The organism is Collinsella sp. BIOML-A6, from assembly GCF_009875845.1.
In the GTDB taxonomy this organism is placed as follows: domain Bacteria; phylum Actinomycetota; class Coriobacteriia; order Coriobacteriales; family Coriobacteriaceae; genus Collinsella; species Collinsella aerofaciens_H.
Genome location: NZ_WWSL01000004.1, coordinates 64,275 through 80,240, shown reverse-complemented (window position 1 = coordinate 80,240; position 15,966 = coordinate 64,275). Strand labels below are relative to the sequence as shown.

The 15,966-nt window shown below is 60.9% G+C and carries 15 protein-coding genes; 3 read left to right on the top strand and 12 right to left on the bottom strand.

From position 1 onward, the window contains the following. Nucleotides 1-77 precede the first annotated feature (77 nt). From GT495_RS02365 to pyrR, 12 genes are all read right to left on the bottom strand, one after another. Nucleotides 78-2,381, bottom strand: a complete 2,304-nt coding sequence (locus tag GT495_RS02365) for a DNA internalization-related competence protein ComEC/Rec2 (protein ID WP_161161347.1) — start codon at nucleotides 2,379-2,381, stop codon at nucleotides 78-80. Continuing rightward, nucleotides 2,378-3,091: a helix-hairpin-helix domain-containing protein gene (locus tag GT495_RS02360; protein ID WP_161161346.1), complete on the bottom strand. Its 714-nt coding sequence runs from the start codon at nucleotides 3,089-3,091 to the stop codon at nucleotides 2,378-2,380. Before GT495_RS02360 ends, GT495_RS02365 begins: the two co-directional genes overlap by 4 nt. A gap of 213 nt (nucleotides 3,092-3,304) precedes the next feature. Continuing rightward, nucleotides 3,305-4,549 (bottom strand): tRNA uracil 4-sulfurtransferase ThiI, encoded by a 1,245-nt coding sequence (thiI, locus tag GT495_RS02355; RefSeq protein WP_161161345.1) that lies wholly within the window; start codon nucleotides 4,547-4,549, stop codon nucleotides 3,305-3,307. After that, a complete protein-coding gene (locus GT495_RS02350; RefSeq protein WP_022094719.1) occupies nucleotides 4,550-4,831 on the bottom strand; it encodes a DNA-directed RNA polymerase subunit omega in 282 nt (93 codons plus the stop codon). 5 nt (nucleotides 4,832-4,836) lie between these two features. Next, a complete protein-coding gene (gene gmk, locus GT495_RS02345) occupies nucleotides 4,837-5,406 on the bottom strand; it encodes a guanylate kinase (protein ID WP_161161344.1) in 570 nt (189 codons plus the stop codon). Continuing rightward, nucleotides 5,407-5,715, bottom strand: a complete 309-nt coding sequence (gene mihF / locus GT495_RS02340; RefSeq protein ID WP_006236130.1) for an integration host factor, actinobacterial type — start codon at nucleotides 5,713-5,715, stop codon at nucleotides 5,407-5,409. A gap of 239 nt (nucleotides 5,716-5,954) precedes the next feature. After that, nucleotides 5,955-6,671: an orotidine-5'-phosphate decarboxylase gene (pyrF, locus tag GT495_RS02335; protein ID WP_035138533.1), complete on the bottom strand. Its 717-nt coding sequence runs from the start codon at nucleotides 6,669-6,671 to the stop codon at nucleotides 5,955-5,957. Beyond that, a complete protein-coding gene (locus GT495_RS02330) occupies nucleotides 6,665-7,573 on the bottom strand; it encodes a dihydroorotate dehydrogenase (RefSeq protein ID WP_192924107.1) in 909 nt (302 codons plus the stop codon). The genes pyrF and GT495_RS02330 overlap by 7 nt, the downstream gene beginning before the upstream one ends. A gap of 14 nt (nucleotides 7,574-7,587) precedes the next feature. After that, nucleotides 7,588-8,355, bottom strand: coding sequence for a dihydroorotate dehydrogenase electron transfer subunit (locus GT495_RS02325; RefSeq protein ID WP_161161377.1), 768 nt, complete (start codon nucleotides 8,353-8,355; stop codon nucleotides 7,588-7,590). Between the two features lie 116 nt (nucleotides 8,356-8,471). Then, a complete protein-coding gene (locus GT495_RS02320) occupies nucleotides 8,472-9,761 on the bottom strand; it encodes a dihydroorotase (protein ID WP_161161343.1) in 1,290 nt (429 codons plus the stop codon). Beyond that, nucleotides 9,745-10,689 carry an aspartate carbamoyltransferase catalytic subunit gene (locus GT495_RS02315; protein ID WP_161161342.1) on the bottom strand — a complete coding sequence of 315 codons (945 nt, stop codon included), beginning with the start codon at nucleotides 10,687-10,689 and terminating at the stop codon, nucleotides 9,745-9,747. Before GT495_RS02315 ends, GT495_RS02320 begins: the two co-directional genes overlap by 17 nt. A gap of 4 nt (nucleotides 10,690-10,693) precedes the next feature. Continuing rightward, complete coding sequence (pyrR, locus tag GT495_RS02310; protein WP_006236123.1) at nucleotides 10,694-11,278, bottom strand: bifunctional pyr operon transcriptional regulator/uracil phosphoribosyltransferase PyrR; 585 nt, start codon at nucleotides 11,276-11,278, stop codon at nucleotides 10,694-10,696. A gap of 451 nt (nucleotides 11,279-11,729) precedes the next feature. On the opposite strand from pyrR, the gene rpmB reads away from it, so the two are divergent. The 3 genes from rpmB to GT495_RS02295 all read left to right on the top strand — a co-directional run bounded on the left by rpmB (nucleotide 11,730) and on the right by GT495_RS02295 (nucleotide 15,922). Next, on the top strand, nucleotides 11,730-11,918 hold the full coding sequence (gene rpmB / locus GT495_RS02305; protein WP_022094725.1) for a 50S ribosomal protein L28: 189 nt from the start codon (nucleotides 11,730-11,732) through the stop codon (nucleotides 11,916-11,918). Nucleotides 11,919-12,420: 502 nt separating this feature from the next. Continuing rightward, a complete protein-coding gene (gene adhE / locus GT495_RS02300) occupies nucleotides 12,421-15,069 on the top strand; it encodes a bifunctional acetaldehyde-CoA/alcohol dehydrogenase (protein ID WP_117797767.1) in 2,649 nt (882 codons plus the stop codon). 88 nt (nucleotides 15,070-15,157) lie between these two features. Beyond that, on the top strand, nucleotides 15,158-15,922 hold the full coding sequence (locus GT495_RS02295) for an aminoglycoside phosphotransferase family protein (RefSeq protein WP_006236119.1): 765 nt from the start codon (nucleotides 15,158-15,160) through the stop codon (nucleotides 15,920-15,922). Nucleotides 15,923-15,966 lie beyond the last annotated feature (44 nt).

Sequence of the window (15,966 nt, the reverse complement as noted above, 5' to 3'; positions counted from 1 at the left end):
GCGCTCCCCTCCCGCAGGCCTTCGTATTCGTTCCGTGCCATTCTAGCCCAGGGGCCCACCACACGCCAACGACGTCGTCACGGTCGCTGGCATCGCATCGCAAAGCCATTCGCAGTTGGCGTGACGGTAATGTCGCCGTGTTCGATAGTGCACGCGAACACACCGCCCGCTTCCTTAACGGCATCGATGCAGGCATCGGACGGATGGCCGTATCGATTCCCCTCGCCCGCACTCGCAAGGGAAAGCTCAGGCTTCAAGACGTCCAGCAACTCACCATCGACTGAAACCTTAGAGCCGTGATGCCCAAGTTTAAGTACATCGATTTCCCCCACCTCCTGCACGAATTCCCGTTCTTGGTCGAGCTCGGCATCACCGGTGAGGAGCATACGCAGGCCCCTGCCTTCCTGAACATAGGAGAGCAGCAGGACAAGCGAGTCCTCATTTCCCTCGCCATCCACGGACTCGAATGGCCACATCACGCGGGCGCAAAATGAGCCGATATCGACCGTATCCCCACGGCGCACCTGCCGATACTCAACGCCAGGTCGGTTCAATACCTCGGCAGGAGCATCCTCCAGCGCATCCGCCGCCACGGCAATCGTTCCAACCGAAAACTGTTCGAGCACGGCAGGCAGACCACCCCAGTGGTCCTCATCCCAATGCGTCACAAAGACGGCATCGATATGGTGCACGTTATTGCGAACCAACGCCGCCACCATGCGCTCGTCGAGCCCGCAGTCGACGAGTGCTACTGCGCCGCCCTGGCGGATAAGAATCGCATCGGCCTGGCCCACATCGAGCACCGTCACCGAAGGCGGAGCGAATCGATCCCAGTAGACGTACGGAATCGCAGCCAGGAGTACCAAGCATGCAAGCCCCACCGCCATAGGACGTGCACGGGGACGCGGCCACCAGACCAGCAGAACCGCCAGCAAACACGGCACTAGGTAAATCCACATGCTATCGGGCGGCAAACTCACGGATGCACCCGGCACGGCGGCAAACAGCTGCTCGAAGAACAGTGCGCAACGGGCGGCAATCATGGGCACAATGAGCGCCCAAGTCCGCAAAGGTGCCACGAGCGAAAAGGGAACCAGCACAATCGACACAGCAAGCAGTACGCTCACCACCGGACCGATGACCGCATTTGCCAGCGGAGCAATGAGCGATAACGTACCAAAGGCGGGAATGGTAATGGGAAGTGTCGCCAATTGCGAGCACAGCGTGGCGGAAAGCATGCTGGCGACGCCCGATGGCACACCCAGCTCACCCAAAGCGTAGGTCGCATAGGGGCAAAAGCACAGAATGGCTAAGACGCTGGCACATGAAAGCTGAAAGCCCATCTCGAACAGCACCGTCGGCCGCAGTAGCACAAAGATGGACATGGTTACGAAGAGTGCCGATTCGCCGTGCCGGCGACGCCCCGCGCCGTTTACGACAAGCGTCGCGAACACCATGCAGCACGCGCGCACGGCCGAAGGAGACGCGCCCGTAAAGGCAGCGTAGCCAACAAGCGATATCGCCAATATCGCCCGCTGAAGACCACGTGAGCACCGAGTCTTTTGCAATGCGCCCTCGATTACAAACCCCACGATAGCCAAATGGCTGCCCGAGACGGCGATAAGATGCGCCGTCCCCGTCACCGAAAACCAATCGCCCGCCGGCTGGGCGCGCGGCTCGGCCGAACGACCGCAGGCGACACCGGCTATGAGCGCACGCGCCGGGTCGGTCGCAGGCGCAATGGACGCAAGCAGCCCATTTCGCAGCCGAAGCAGCGGCCCCGGAGAGCCCTCATCGACCGGCACAATCCGAACGGCTTGAACCTTGCGTACCTCGCCTCGGAGCGCGCGCGATCGTCCAAACGCATCGTTCTCAAAACGTGAAACGCGACCGATAACACGCACGTGCGCCCCGACCTTGAGCTCGCGGTCACACGATAGGCGAACCGCTGCCAAGTTCTTACCGTCCGCGCGTGCCTCGCAGGTATAGGAATACACGTCGTCGTTTATGGATGGATCACCCTGCACGACAAACTCGAGGCTGCTTGCCGCTCGACCGTCGAGCGCCTTCGAGGCGCCTAGCGTGCCCACAGCCCACCACGCCGAGACGACCGCTCCCGCCACGAGACCGACGGACGCGGCATACAGCCACCGCTTCAAAGGGGCAAGCCGCGCACAAGATTGAGCCAGCACAACGAAGACCGCCGCCGCAACGGGAATGGCCCATAGCGGCCCGACCGCCGGCACCCGCTCCCTCAGCAGCGCATCAGCGGCCACGTTAAGCACCAAAGCGCAGCTCACGCACATGCCGGCACACAGGGCCATCGTCCACGGCATCAAGGGCCGCGGAGGCATCACATGCTCGCGCTCGGTCGCACTCATACGCAGATGCAATCTTTGATTTTGGCAAGCTTCTTCTCGCCGATTCCCGACACACGCATCAGATCGTCAACCGAGGCAAAAGCACCGTTCTTTGTACGCTCATCGATAATCGACTGTGCCATGGAGGGACCGATGCCCGAGAGCGTCTGCAGCTCTGCCGTGCTTGCCGTATTGATGTTGACTAGGCCCGTTGCGCCACTCACGCCCAATGATGCGGAAGCCCCACCATCAACACCGGCTTCCGCAATGGACGCCTGCTGCTCCCCTACCGTTGGAACGTGGATTTTTTGTCCATCAGTGACCTTAGATGCCCGATTGAGCTCCGTAACGTCTGCCTCGGGCGCCAGCCCGCCGGCGGCATCAATCGCCTGAGCCACCCGCGCGCCGTCCTTGAGGCGATATACACCGGGCGACACAACGGCGCCATCGACATCGACATAGACCTCTGCCGCGGCAGAAGCCTTAGTCGAAGAACCTTCGGATGTCTTTCCGCTCGAGGCATCACCGGATCCCGGCTCCATCAACGAGCCCGTACCGTCAGTGCGCTCAAACGACACACCGCCGGCACCGCCGCCAAGGTTCGCCATCGCCAAGCCGCTCGCCATCGCAATGACGACCAGTATCGCCATCACCACTGCCTTATGACCGAGCAGCTTGTCCGCCAAGCGGTCCATCCGTTTGACCCGTTCGTGTTGTTCGCGCTGCGCCATAGCAAAACCTCCCAACACCATCGTGTCAGGAAAGGAGCCCTGCAACAGCCACGCTCCAAAACCGGTTTTAGCGGTCAAACCAAAAACCGACCAAAACCTTGCACAAATCTGTCCATTTATTCAGGCACACGTCAGCAAATGAACACTTAGCCGCAAAATGCCCAGATAGCAAAAGACCGACGATGCAGGCGCATCGTCGGTCTATGCACAACATTACTCGTGATCTTGGTAAATCTCACGCGGAGCAAGCTCCGAATGTTTGCGTTTTAAGGTCTTAGGGGCCTTATACGTGTTGCTCTCGAAGTCGATGTACTCGGTCTGCTTGAGCAGGCGCTCGATCATCTCCTCGTGATCGAACAACTCCCAGGCCTCATGCACGGCATCGAGTTTAGCGTGCGTCTCGGGACGGCGCGGCATAAACAGCGTGCAGCAGTCGGGAGCGGCCTCAGTCGAGATATCGAACGTACCAATCTCCTCGGCGCGCGCGATGATCTCCTGCTTGTCCGAACCGATGAGAGGGCGGAACACGGGGATCTTCACGGCCTCGTTGACGGCCATGATGTTCTCAAGCGTTTGGGAGGCAACCTGCCCAAGCGATTCGCCCGTCACGATAGCCTTGGCGCCCTCGATGTGTGCAATGCGCTCGGCAACCGAATACATAATGCGGCGATACATGATCACGCGCAGGTTGCTGGGACAGGTCACCGAAATCTCGCGCTGGCAGTCGCCGAACGGCACAACATACAGACGGCCGATCTGGACACCCGGCTCAAGGGCGCGAATGATGTCCTGCACTAGATACTCGCTGGTATCTGGCGTCTGCGGACGACCGGAAAAATGCACCGGCACGCACACGGCTCCGCGTCGCGCGAGCATCCAGGTCGCCACCGGCGAGTCGATACCCGATGACAGCAGGGTCACGACCTTACCGGCAGAGCCCACCGGCAGACCGCCCACACCGCGCTCGGAGCGCGCGTACACATAAACGCTACCCTGAACAACCAGCACGTGAACCATCGCGTCGGGATCGTGCATTTGAACCTTTTTATCGGGGAACGCCTCGCACAGCACCTCGCCAACCTGTCGATTGATATCAATCGAGGTGAGCTCATAGTCGGTATTGGAGCGCTTGGCGTGCACCTTAAACGAATCGAAGGGGCCAAACTCACACAGCGCCTTCACGGCGGCGGCACAGTACTCCTGAGGGTCGCGATTGGTGTGATACGCCAAAGACACGCGAGCAACGCCGGGAACGGTGCGAATGACACGAGCCGCCTCGTCGGCCTGATGCTCGTTAAAGGTCACGAGGATATAACCGGAAATTCGAGACACGGCATTCACGGAAAAGGCGGCCAAGGCCGCCTTGATGTTATCCATGAGGATATGCTCAAAATGTGCGCGGTTCTTACCCTTAAGTCCAACCTCGTGATAGTGGACCAGGCAGACGCGAGCCGCCATTTAGGCTTCAGCAACCTTGTGGCCGAGCGCCTTCTCATAACGGGCCTCGTCGTAAGAGATGTCGCCGTCGATAATCTCATCCATAGCCATCGAAATGGTATCGGCACCGGAAAGCCCGATGGTGATGTCATCGACATCCTGGACGGCAAGCACGCGGTTGTGCTGGCCACGCAGCATGCTATTGATGTCGCAGGCGCGCTTGGAGGCAAGCGAAGCGAGCAGGAAGCGGTTGTGATCGGTCTTCTCCAGAAGATCGTCAATGCAAGGCTTTACAACGGACACGGACCTCAGATCCTTTCATGCATATCGAGAACGCGAACGAGCTCATCGGTCGCGCGGTCGAGATCGTCATTTACCACGACGTCGTCGTAGCGGTCGGCAAGGGCAAGCTCATCGGCGGCGTTTGCCATACGCAGCTCAATCGTCTCGGGCGTCTCGGTACCGCGACCGACTAGACGCTCGCGGAGTACCTCAAGCGAAGGCGGCTTGATAAAGATCAGCACGGCCTCGGGGAAATGCTCCTTCACCTGCAGGGCACCCTGGACATCGATCTCCAAGATGAGAGACGAACCAGAGGCGAGCTTGGACTGAACCTCGCTCACCAACGTGCCGTAGCAGTTACCGTGGACCTCGGCCCACTCAACAAACTCACCGTTTGCCACGCGGCGGTCGAACTCCTCACGCGTCAGGAAAAAGTAATTGACGCCATCGACCTCGCCTTTGCGTGGGGCTCGCGTGGTAGCCGAAACCGTCAGGCCCAGGTTAGAGCGACGCTCGCGCACACGAGTGACGAGCGTGCCCTTGCCCGCGCCTGACGGTCCAGAAATCACAAAGAGCTTGGAATCCTGAGCGCTCACTTATTTGGTCAGCTGCTCGAGGAGCTGCTCGCGCTGACGGACGCCAAGGCCCTGAACGCGACGGGTAGCGGAGATGCCGAGCTCCTCCATGATCTTGGCGGCCTTGGCCTTACCATAACCAGGGAGAGACTCGATGAGGGTGGAAACCTTCATGCGGGAAGCGATGGGGTCATCGGAGTTGAGCACGGACTCGAGGGACTTCTCGCCCTTCTTGATCTGCTCGCGAAGCTCAGCGCGGGCGTGACGTGCGGCAGCAGCCTTCTCAAGAGCCTGCTTGCGCTGCTCATCGGTAAGCTGAGGGAGTGCCATTCGTACCTCCAAATAGTTGGGTTATATCTGATTCAATAATTGGCATTTTAGCACGTAGAACGTACAAAATGCCCAATCGCGGCTCCATAGGTTAGACGATACCCGCAAAAAGTGCAATATACTGCGCCCAAAGTTAAGCCCCTGACCTGCGATTCCACACAAAGGATGGGAAAGTTTACGCAGGCACAGGGGCTATTTTGTGCTAATGAGACCCAAAAGTGGTGACTTAGGGGAATCTTTTACGCGACGTTTTCGACCAGCTCGGCGACGATGGCGTCAAAGGCGGCAACCGGATCGTCGGCACCAGTGATGGGACGGCCCACCACAATGTGGCTTGCGCCTCGCTCGATAGCCTGGGAAGGCGTCGCCACGCGAGACTGGTCGCCTAAGGCGGCACCCACCGGACGCACACCCGGAGTCACGATCAGGGCATCAGGACCCAGCAGCTCACGCATGTCGTGAGCCTCCATCGGCGAGCACACAATGCCATCGATGCCGTTGGCCTGAGCGAGCTTTGCCAGGCGGGCGGCCTCCTCGGCCACGGGCGACTCGACGCCGATCTCGCTCAAGGCATCCTGATTCATGCTCGTGAGCACGGTGATGGCGACGAGCTTGGCGCGGTCCTCGCGCGCCTCCTCGGCACCCTCGCGGCAGGCAGCGAGCATGGCGCCCGAACCCAAGCCGTGAACCGAGAGCAGGTCGGCACCGGCAAGCGAGGCCGAACGGGCGGCACCGCGAACCTGATGCGGAATATCATGGAACTTAAGGTCAAGGAAGACCTTAAAGCCCAGGTCCTTAAAGGTCTTGACGATCTCGGGGCCCTCAGCGTAATAGAGCGTCATACCAACCTTAAGCCAGGCGGCATGGCCCGAAAGCTCGTGGGCGAGCTCGAGCGCACGCTCACGATCGCAGTCGAGGGCGACGATTACGCGGTCGCGGGCATCGGTCTCTAGCATTCGAAAGCACCTACCAGCTCGTTGATGTCCTTTACGCCCTGGGACTCGGCCCAGGCCTCGAGCTCATGCGCGATCTTGAGCGAAGCGCACGGATCGACGAAGTTGGCCATGCCAACCGACACGCAGGTGGCACCGGCCAGGATAAACTCGGCCGCATCCTCGCCGGTCATGACACCGCCGACACCGTTGATGGGGATATCGACGGCCTGGGCAACCTCCCAGACCATGCGCACGGCGATGTGGTGGCACAGCGGGCCCGAAAGGCCGCCCTTGGGCTTGGCCACGCGGGACTTGCGGGTATGGACGTCGATGGCCATGCCCTGGATGGAGTTGATAACTGAAAGGCCGTCGGCACCGGCAGCCTCGAGGGCCCTGGCGATCTCGGCGACGTTGACCGGCGCCATCTTCACGAACAGCGGCTTATCGGTCACCTTACGGCAGGCAGCCATAACGGAAGAGGCGCCCTCGGGCGTGGAGCCCATGGCGGCACCGCCGGCGGCGATATTAGGGCAGCTCACGTTGATCTCGTAGCCGGCAGCCCAGGGGCACAGCTCGACATACATCTCGAGCGCGCGGACAAACTCCTCGACGGAGTGACCGGCGACCTGGCAGATGACCTGGCAACCGTCCTTGGAGAGCTGCTCGAGCCACGGACCAGACTCACGGGCAAAGGCAGCCACGCCAGGGTTCTGAAGGCCCACGGAGTTGATCATGCCGCCCGGGATCTCGGCCATGCGGGGCGCGGGGTTGCCGGGCCAGGGCTCGGCAGCGCAACCCTTGGTGGTGATGGCGCCCAGCTGGGAAACATCAAAGAAGTTCTGGAACTGCCAACCGTAGCCAAAGGTACCGGCTGCGGTGTTGATGGGGTTCTGCATCTTGACGCCGCCGAAATCGACGGCCATGTTCACGGTACCCACTAGAAGACCACCACCTTGGAAGCATCGAACACGGGGCCGCACATGCAAGCACCCTTCATACCGTCGACCGTCTCGACATTGCAGGTGTTGCAGGCGCCAAAGCCACAGCTCATCATGCGCTCGAGCGACACCTCGCAGTAGGCACCGGCCTCGGCGGCAGCGGCGGCGACCTTCTTCATCATGACGGCGGGACCGCAGCTGGCGACATAGTCGTAGCCGCCCTCGCCGAGCAGCTCGGCGGCAGGATCGGTGCAAAAACCGTGCGTGCCGAGCGAACCGTCGTCAGTGCAAACGTTGACCGTGTCGCACAGAGCGCGGAACTCATTGATGCCCACGGCCTTGGACGCGGTGCCAAAGCCCAGGCACACGTCGACGGCCACACCCTGCTCGGCAAGCATGCCGGCGAGGCACAGCACGGGCGGAACGCCGATGCCGCCCGCCACGAGCAGCGCCTTCCTGGTGCCCTCGGGTACCATCCAACCACGACCACCGGGGCCCAGCAGGTTAGAGGTGGAGCCAGGGCCCATCTGGGACAAACGACGGGTATCGTCGCCCACGACGGCGTACCACAGCTCGACGGTACCGGCCTGGGCGTCGGCGCGATAGAAGCTCAGGGGCACGCGAAGCAGCGAGGACGCATCGCCGGGCACGGCGATGTTCACAAACTGACCGGGCTTGAGCGCACTTGCAAGCTTGGGGGCCGAAATAACGAGCGAGAAGATGCCGTCGGCGATCTCCTGGTTCGAGACGACCTCGAAGTCGTGCATGCGTGCAGTGGAAGGTGTGGGCATAGACGCTCCAATCCCCCATGCGATTGCATGGTCAAAACGAACAGAAAGCGCGGCACCGCAAGGGCACCGCGCACAAAAGCGATAAGGCTATGCTAGCAGATGCAGCCGTCGGCGAGCGTCTGCTTACCGCCGACAAACACATCGGTGGCACGACCGGTGAGCGTGCGGCCGGCGAAACCGGAGTTCTCGGCGCGCGACTCGTAACCGTCCTCGCCGACCGTCCAGGTGGCGGACGCGTCGAACACGGTCAGGTCGGCAACGGAGCCCGCCTTGACCTGAACCTGGTCGAGGCCCAGGATCTCACGCGGCTTGATGGCCATGAGCTCGACCATGCGGCCCATGCTCATCTTACCCGTGTTGACCAGCTCGGTGAGCACGAGCGACAGCGAGGTCTCGAGACCGATCATGCCAAAGGGCGCAAGCTCGAACTCGCGGGCCTTCTCCCACGGGGTGTGGGGAGCGTGATCGGTGACGATAACGTCGACGGTGCCGTCGATGACGCCCTGACGGATGGCCTCGGCATCCTCCTCGGTACGCAGCGGCGGGTTGACCTTGAGCGAGGTGTTGTAGGTCTCGTCTAGATCGTTCTCGGTCAGGAACATGTGGTGCGGGGTGGCCTCGCAGGTAACCTGAACGCCAGCGGCCTTGCCGGCACGCACGATCTCCAGGCCATGGGCGGTGGAGATGTGCTGGATGTGCAGCTTGGCACCGGTCAGCTTGGCGATCTCGATGTCGCGGGCGATCTGGAGCTCCTCGCCGGCAGCCGGCCAGCCCTCGAGAGCCAGACGGGTCGAGACCTTGCCCTCGTTGATCTGGCCGTGGCCGACCAGGTCCTCGTCCTGGCAGTGGCTCATGAAGACCTTGCCGAACATCTTGCCGTAGTCCATGCAGCGACGGAGCATGCCCGCGCCCTGCACGCCGCGACCGTCATCGGTGAAGGCGACGGCGCCGTGGGCGACCATATCGCCCATCTCGGACATGGCCTCGCCCTTAAGACCGCGGGTCATGGCGCCCGACGGATAGACGCGGCAGTGGCCGACCTCGGCAGCGCGGGACTTGACGAACTCCACGACAGTGCCGTTATCGGTTACGGGATCGGTGTTGGGCATGGCGCACACGCCGGTAAAGCCGCCCTTGGCAGCTGCGCGGGTACCGCTCTCGATGTCCTCTTTGACCTCGTAGCCGGGCTCGCGAAGGTGAACGTGCATATCCACCAGGCCGGGGACGAGGTACTTGCCGGAAAGGTCGCGGACCTCGGCTCCCTCGACGGCGAGATTCTCGCCGACCTCGGCGATCTTGTCGCCGTCAATCAGGACGTCAACGACACCGTCAAGCTCGACGGACGGGTCGACGACGTGGGCATTCTTAAGAAGCAAGGCCATTATCGGCACCTCCAAGCAGCAGATACAGGATAGCCATACGCACGCAGATACCAGCGTAGACCTGCTCCAGGATGACGGAGCGTTGCGGGTGGTCGGCCATATAGGAGTCGAACTCGACGCCGCGGTTGATGGGACCCGGGTGGCAGATGATCGCATCGGGCTTCATGAGCTTCTCGCGGTCCTTGGTCAGGCCGAAGAGCCTGTGGTACTCACGAATGGTCGGGAACGGGGCACCCTCGAGGCGCTCCTGCTGCACGCGCAGCATGTAGACGACGTCCAGCTCGGGCAGGACGGAATCGAGGTCGCTCGTCACGTGGTCGCAGCCCAGAACCTCGGGCGCCGGCGGCAGCAGCGTGCCGGGGGCGACGGCGTAGGTCTCGCAGCCCATGATCTTAAGGGCGGGGATCAGCGAGCCGCAGACGCGGGAGTGCGCGATATCGCCGACGACAGCGACCTTCAGACCGTGGAAGTCACCCTTGTGCTCCCAGATGGTGTACAGGTCGAGCAGGGCCTGCGTGGGATGGTTGTGCTTGCCGTCACCGGCGCAGATGACGCTCGCGGGCGAGTTCTGCGTGACGATGTAGGGAGCGCCGGCGTGCTTATCACGCACGACGATACAGTCGATCTTATAGGCGTTGAGGGTCTCGACGGTGTCGACAAGGCTCTCGCCCTTGACCGTGGAGGTCGAGGAGCCGCCAAAGTTAAGGCTGTCGGCCGAAAGACGCTTCTCGGCGAGCTCGAAGGAGCTGCGGGTGCGCGTCGAGGGCTCGTTGAACATGTTGACGATGGTCTTGCCCTTGAGCGTGGGGACCTTCTTGATAGCACGCTCGTTGACCTCGGAGAACGCCTTGGCGGTCTCGAGGATGAGCTTGATGTCCTCTTCGGAGTACTCGGTAATGTCGATCAGGTGCTTATGGTTGAACGCCACGGTACTACTCACCTCCCAGCGGCGCGGAGCCCACGTGGGAACCCGGCGCGACGTCGTTAATCTCGACGGCGGTGTGGCCGTCAACTTCCTTCATATATAGGTGCACGTTCTCCTCATGCGACGAGGGAACGTTCTTGCCGACAAAGTCCGGCGAGATGGGGAGCTCGCGGTGGCCGCGGTCAACGAGGACTGCCAGCTCAATGCGGCTCGGACGGCCCAGGTCCATGACGGCGTCGAGAGCGGCGCGGATGGTACGACCCGTATAGAGGATGTCGTCCACCAGCACGACGCGCTTGCCGTCGACGCTGAAGGGAATGTTGGTAGCGTGGATCGCGGGAGCGAAATTGGTCGCATAGTCATCGCGGTAGAAGCTGATGTCCAGGCTGCCGAGCGGAACGTCGACGCCCTCGATCTCCTTGATCTCCTCGGCGAGCTTCTTTGCCAGAAGGTCGCCGCGCGTGACGATGCCGACCAGAGCGAGGTCTTCACAGCCCTCGTTGCGCTCGAGAATCTCGTGCGCGATGCGGGTCATTGCTCGATTGACGGCGGTCTCGTCCATGATGACCGCCTTGGGGGAAGTCGTGCCCATCGATCTCCTTCCTCACATGTCTTGACTGCTGACACAGTCAAAAAAATAGATGCCCGACCGCTCAAAGCGGACCAGACACCCACAGGAAGGGCTGCTCTTTGGCAGCAATGTAATTCCATGTGGGTATCTCGTACCCCTTTAATGGTCAAGGGATAGTGTAGCCAACCTCGAGCTTAATTGCGAGCATAAATACAGAGCAATCCGTAAACGGAGCCAATCGCCCCATAAACCTATATATATTTGTGGGTCGCGCTTGAAAACCTTGTTGCGAGCTGGCATAATCCCCTCTGCTGCACGCAAATCGGATCTACGTCCAGGGCCGTGGCGTGAGCACTATCGCCAAAAGAGGAATATCTCTGTGTAGATTACGCACAGGGAGCTGCTTCTGTGCTATAGTTCAGGCTTGTTTGTTAACGCGACATGTTCGTTTGTCGCCCAAGGAGGGTCAGTTATGTCCAAAGTTTGCGAAGTTTGCGGTAAGCACCCCGTTGCCGGTCGCTCCATCAGCCACTCTCACCGCGTCACCAACCGTAAGTTCCGCCCCAACATCCAGCGCGTCTACGTCGTCGTCGATGGTCACCGTCGCAAGATGAACGTTTGCTCCACCTGCCTCAAGTCTGGCAAGGTTGCGCGCTCCTAAATAAGGTCTTACCAACAAGTACCTCGGACTCTCCGGGTCAAAGACCTCGCGTTCATATAGAACTTACCAAAGGCGTCCTCCCCTACGGAGGGCGCTTTTTTGCACTCATTGGGGACAGACTTATATGAGGGTTTGCAGATGTCAAAGGGATCATAGCGCAGCTGGTATGCCTTGTAACTAACGGTACGCCTCGAGCGAGTCGGACGCACCTTACACGGGATTGAAATGGATGTAATCGAGTAGCTGCACCACCTGTGTGTCCGACTCAACCGCGACCCGCGAATAGCGATTATCAAACAGATGTCCCGTTTTCCCATTGAAATACTCACGAGAGTCTGTCCCCAATGAGCGGGGAGATGGAGCAGGCAGATAGTTTTAGTTAAAACGCTTCATTTTATTGAAGCGGTTTAGTGTGCCTTTTACGGGAATCTTACCGTTCACCGAATAATTTCTTGCTATCATGCAAGGCGTAGGGTAAATCTCCGATCGCAAGGAGACACAAATGGTGAAAAAGTCACCGGAAAACACTACTCCCGCAATTGTGGACAACGTAGAGGCGCTTGAGGCTAAGCTCGCTCAGATGCGAGAGGCCCAGGCGCTTTTTGCTACGTACACGCAGGAGCAGGTCGACAAGATCTTCTATGAGGCCGCCATGGCCGCCAACAAGGCTCGTATCCCGTTGGCGAAGATGGCCATCGAGGAGACCGGCCGCGGCGTTCTTGAGGACAAGGTCATCAAGAACCACTACGCCGCAGAGTACATCTACAACGCTTACAAGAACACCAAGACCTGTGGTGTCCTGGAGCGCGACGAGGCTTACGGCATCACCAAGATCGCCGAGCCCATCGGCATCGTGGGCGCCGTCATCCCGACGACCAACCCCACCTCCACCGCGATCTTCAAGACGCTGATCAGCCTGAAGACCCGCAACGCCATCATCATCTCCCCGCACCCGGCTGCCGCCAAGTGCACCATCGCCGCCGCCAAGCTCGTGCTTGACGCCGCCGTCAAGGCCGGCGCCCCCGAGGGCATCATCGGCTGGGTCGATGTCCCCTCCATCGAGCTGACCAACATGGTCATGCGCGACGTCGACATCATCCTCGCCACCGGTGGCCCGGGCATGGTCAAGGCCGCCTACTCCTCGGGCAAGCCCGCCCTGGGCGTTGGCGCCGGTAACACCCCGGTCGTCATCGACGACACCGCCGACGTGCTGCTCGCCGTCAACTCCATCATCCACTCCAAGACCTTCGACAACGGCATGATCTGCGCTTCCGAGCAGTCCGTGACCGTCATCGACACCATCTATGACCAGGTTAAGGCCGAGTTCCAGAAGCGCGGCTGCTACTTCGTCAAGCAGGGTGCCGAGATGGAGGCCCTGCGTGCCGCCATGTTCAAGAACGGCGCCCTCGATCACCGCATCCCCGGCATGGCTGCCGCCAAGATCGCCGAGCTCGCCGGCATCGAGGTTCCCGCCAAGACCAAGATCCTGATCGCCGAGGTCACCTCCACCGACCCCGCCAAGGAGGAGTTCTCCCACGAGAAGCTCTCCCCGGTCCTGGCCATGTACCACGCCAAGGACTTCCAGGAGGCCGTCGACAAGGCCGAGCACCTGGTACTCGCCGGTGGCCCGGGCCACACCGCCTCTCTGTACGTGCACCCCGCCCAGGCCGAGAAGATCAGCCTGTTCGAGCACGTCATGAAGGCCTGCCGTATCGTCATCAACACCCCGTCTTCGCACGGCGGCATCGGTGACCTGTACAACTTTGGCATGAAGCCGTCTCTGACCCTGGGCTGCGGCTCCTGGGGCGGCAACTCCGTCTCCGAGAACGTTGGGGTGAAGCACTTGATCAACGTTAAGACTGTGGCCGAGCGCCGTGAGAACATGCTGTGGTTCCGCGCTCCCGAGAAGGTCTACTTCAAGAAGGGTTCCACGCCCGTCGCCCTCGACGAGCTTGGCAACGTCATGGGCAAGAAGCGCGCCTTCATCGTCACCGACCAGTTCCTCTTCAAGAATGGCAACACCCGCGCCATCGAGGCCAAGCTCGACGAGATGGGCATCGCCCACGACTGCTTCTACGACGTTGAGCCCGATCCGTCGCTGCAGTGCGCACGTCGCGGTGCCAAGCAGATGGCTCTCTTTGAGCCGGACGTCATCATCGCCGTCGGCGGTGGCTCCGCTATGGACGCCGGCAAGATCATGTGGATGATGTACGAGCACCCCGAGTGCAAGTTTGAGGACATGGCCATGGACTTCATGGACATCCGCAAGCGTATCTTCACCTTCCCCGAGATGGGCAAGAAGGCCTACTTCGTCGCCGTCCCGACCTCCTCGGGTACCGGCTCCGAGTGCACGCCGTTCGCCATCATCACCGACAAGGAGACCGGCATCAAGTGGCCGCTCGCCGACTACGCGCTGCTCCCCAACATGGCAATCGTCGACGCCGACAACTGCATGACCGCCCCGCGCGGCCTGACCGCTGCCTCCGGCATCGACGTCATGACCCACGCCATCGAGTCCTACGTCTCCATCATGGCTTCCGACTACACCAAGGGCCTCTCCGAGCGCGCTGCTAAGCTCGTCTTCGAGAACCTGCCCTCCAGCTTCACGAACGGAGCCAAGGACCCGCACGCCCGCGAGGAGATGCACAACGCCTCCTGCATGGCCGGTATGGCCTTCGCCAACGCCTTCCTGGGCCTCAACCACTCCATGGCCCACAAGCTCGGCGCTTTCCATCACCTGCCCCACGGCCTCGCAAACGCCGTCATCCTGACTCGCGTCATGCGCTACAACGCCGCCGAGGCTCCCGTCAAGATGGGTACCTTCTCCCAGTATCCTTACCCCAACGCGCTGCACAACTACGCCGAGATGGCCAAGTACTGCGGCATCGAGGGCAAGGACGACAAGGAGGTCTTCGAGAACTTCATCACGAAGCTCGAGGAGCTCAAGGACTTCATCGGTGTCAAGAAGACCATCGCCGACTACGGTGTTGACGAGCAGTACTTCCTCGACACCCTCGACGAGATGACCGAGCAGGCATTCAACGACCAGTGCACCGGCGCTAACCCGCGCTACCCGCTCATGAGCGAGATCAAGGAGCTCTACCTGGACGCCTACTACGGCCGCGAGCCTCAGGATTACGCCGTCTGCTAGTTCTAGCACGGTTTTTAACGGCGGGGGTGCACGGGTGTTTCACACACCCCCGCCGTCGCTTCTATCGCATCGTTGAAAGGATGCAACCATGCTGCTACCCGATTCCAAGACCGAGCTCGTCCGCCGTGGCAACAAGGTCGTTTACGACCTGGGCGACAAGATCGTCAAGGTCTTTAACGAGACCAAGCCCGTCTCCGACGTGTTCAACGAGGCTTTGAATCTTGCCCGCATCAATGAGTGCGGCATCCGCAGCCCCAAGGCTCTCGAGGTTTCCCAGCTCGAGAACGCCAACGGCTGGGCGCTCGTGACCGAGAAGGTTCCGGGCACCACCCTTGCCGAGAAGATGACTGCCGAGCCCCAGCGCTTCGGTGAGTACCTCGAGATGTTCGTCGACCTCCAGATCGAGATCCACGGCTACACCTCCCCGCTGCTCAACCGTCAGCGCGACAAGTTCGCCCGCATGATCGACAGCCTTGATCAGCTCAATGCCACCACGCGCTACAACCTTCAGGAGCGTCTGGACGGTATGACCAAGGAGTTCAAGGTCTGCCACGGCGACTTCAACCCCTCCAACGTCATCGTCGGCGACGACGGCCAGCTCTATGTGTGCGACTGGGCACACGCTACCCAGGGCTCCCCTGCTGCCGACGTTGCCACCACCTACCTGCTCTTTGCCCTCAACAGCAAGGACCAGGCCGAGGCTTATCTGGAGCTCTACTGCGACCGCGCCGACATGCCCATGCAGGTCGTGCGTCAGTGGACGAGCATCGTCGCCGCTTCCGAGCTCGCTCGTAAGCGCAACGTGAACGATGAGTTCCTGAAGAACTGGATCGACGTCGTCGATTATCAGTAATATCTGAGCGATTTATTTCGCATCGGAGGCACAAAGGAAACCCC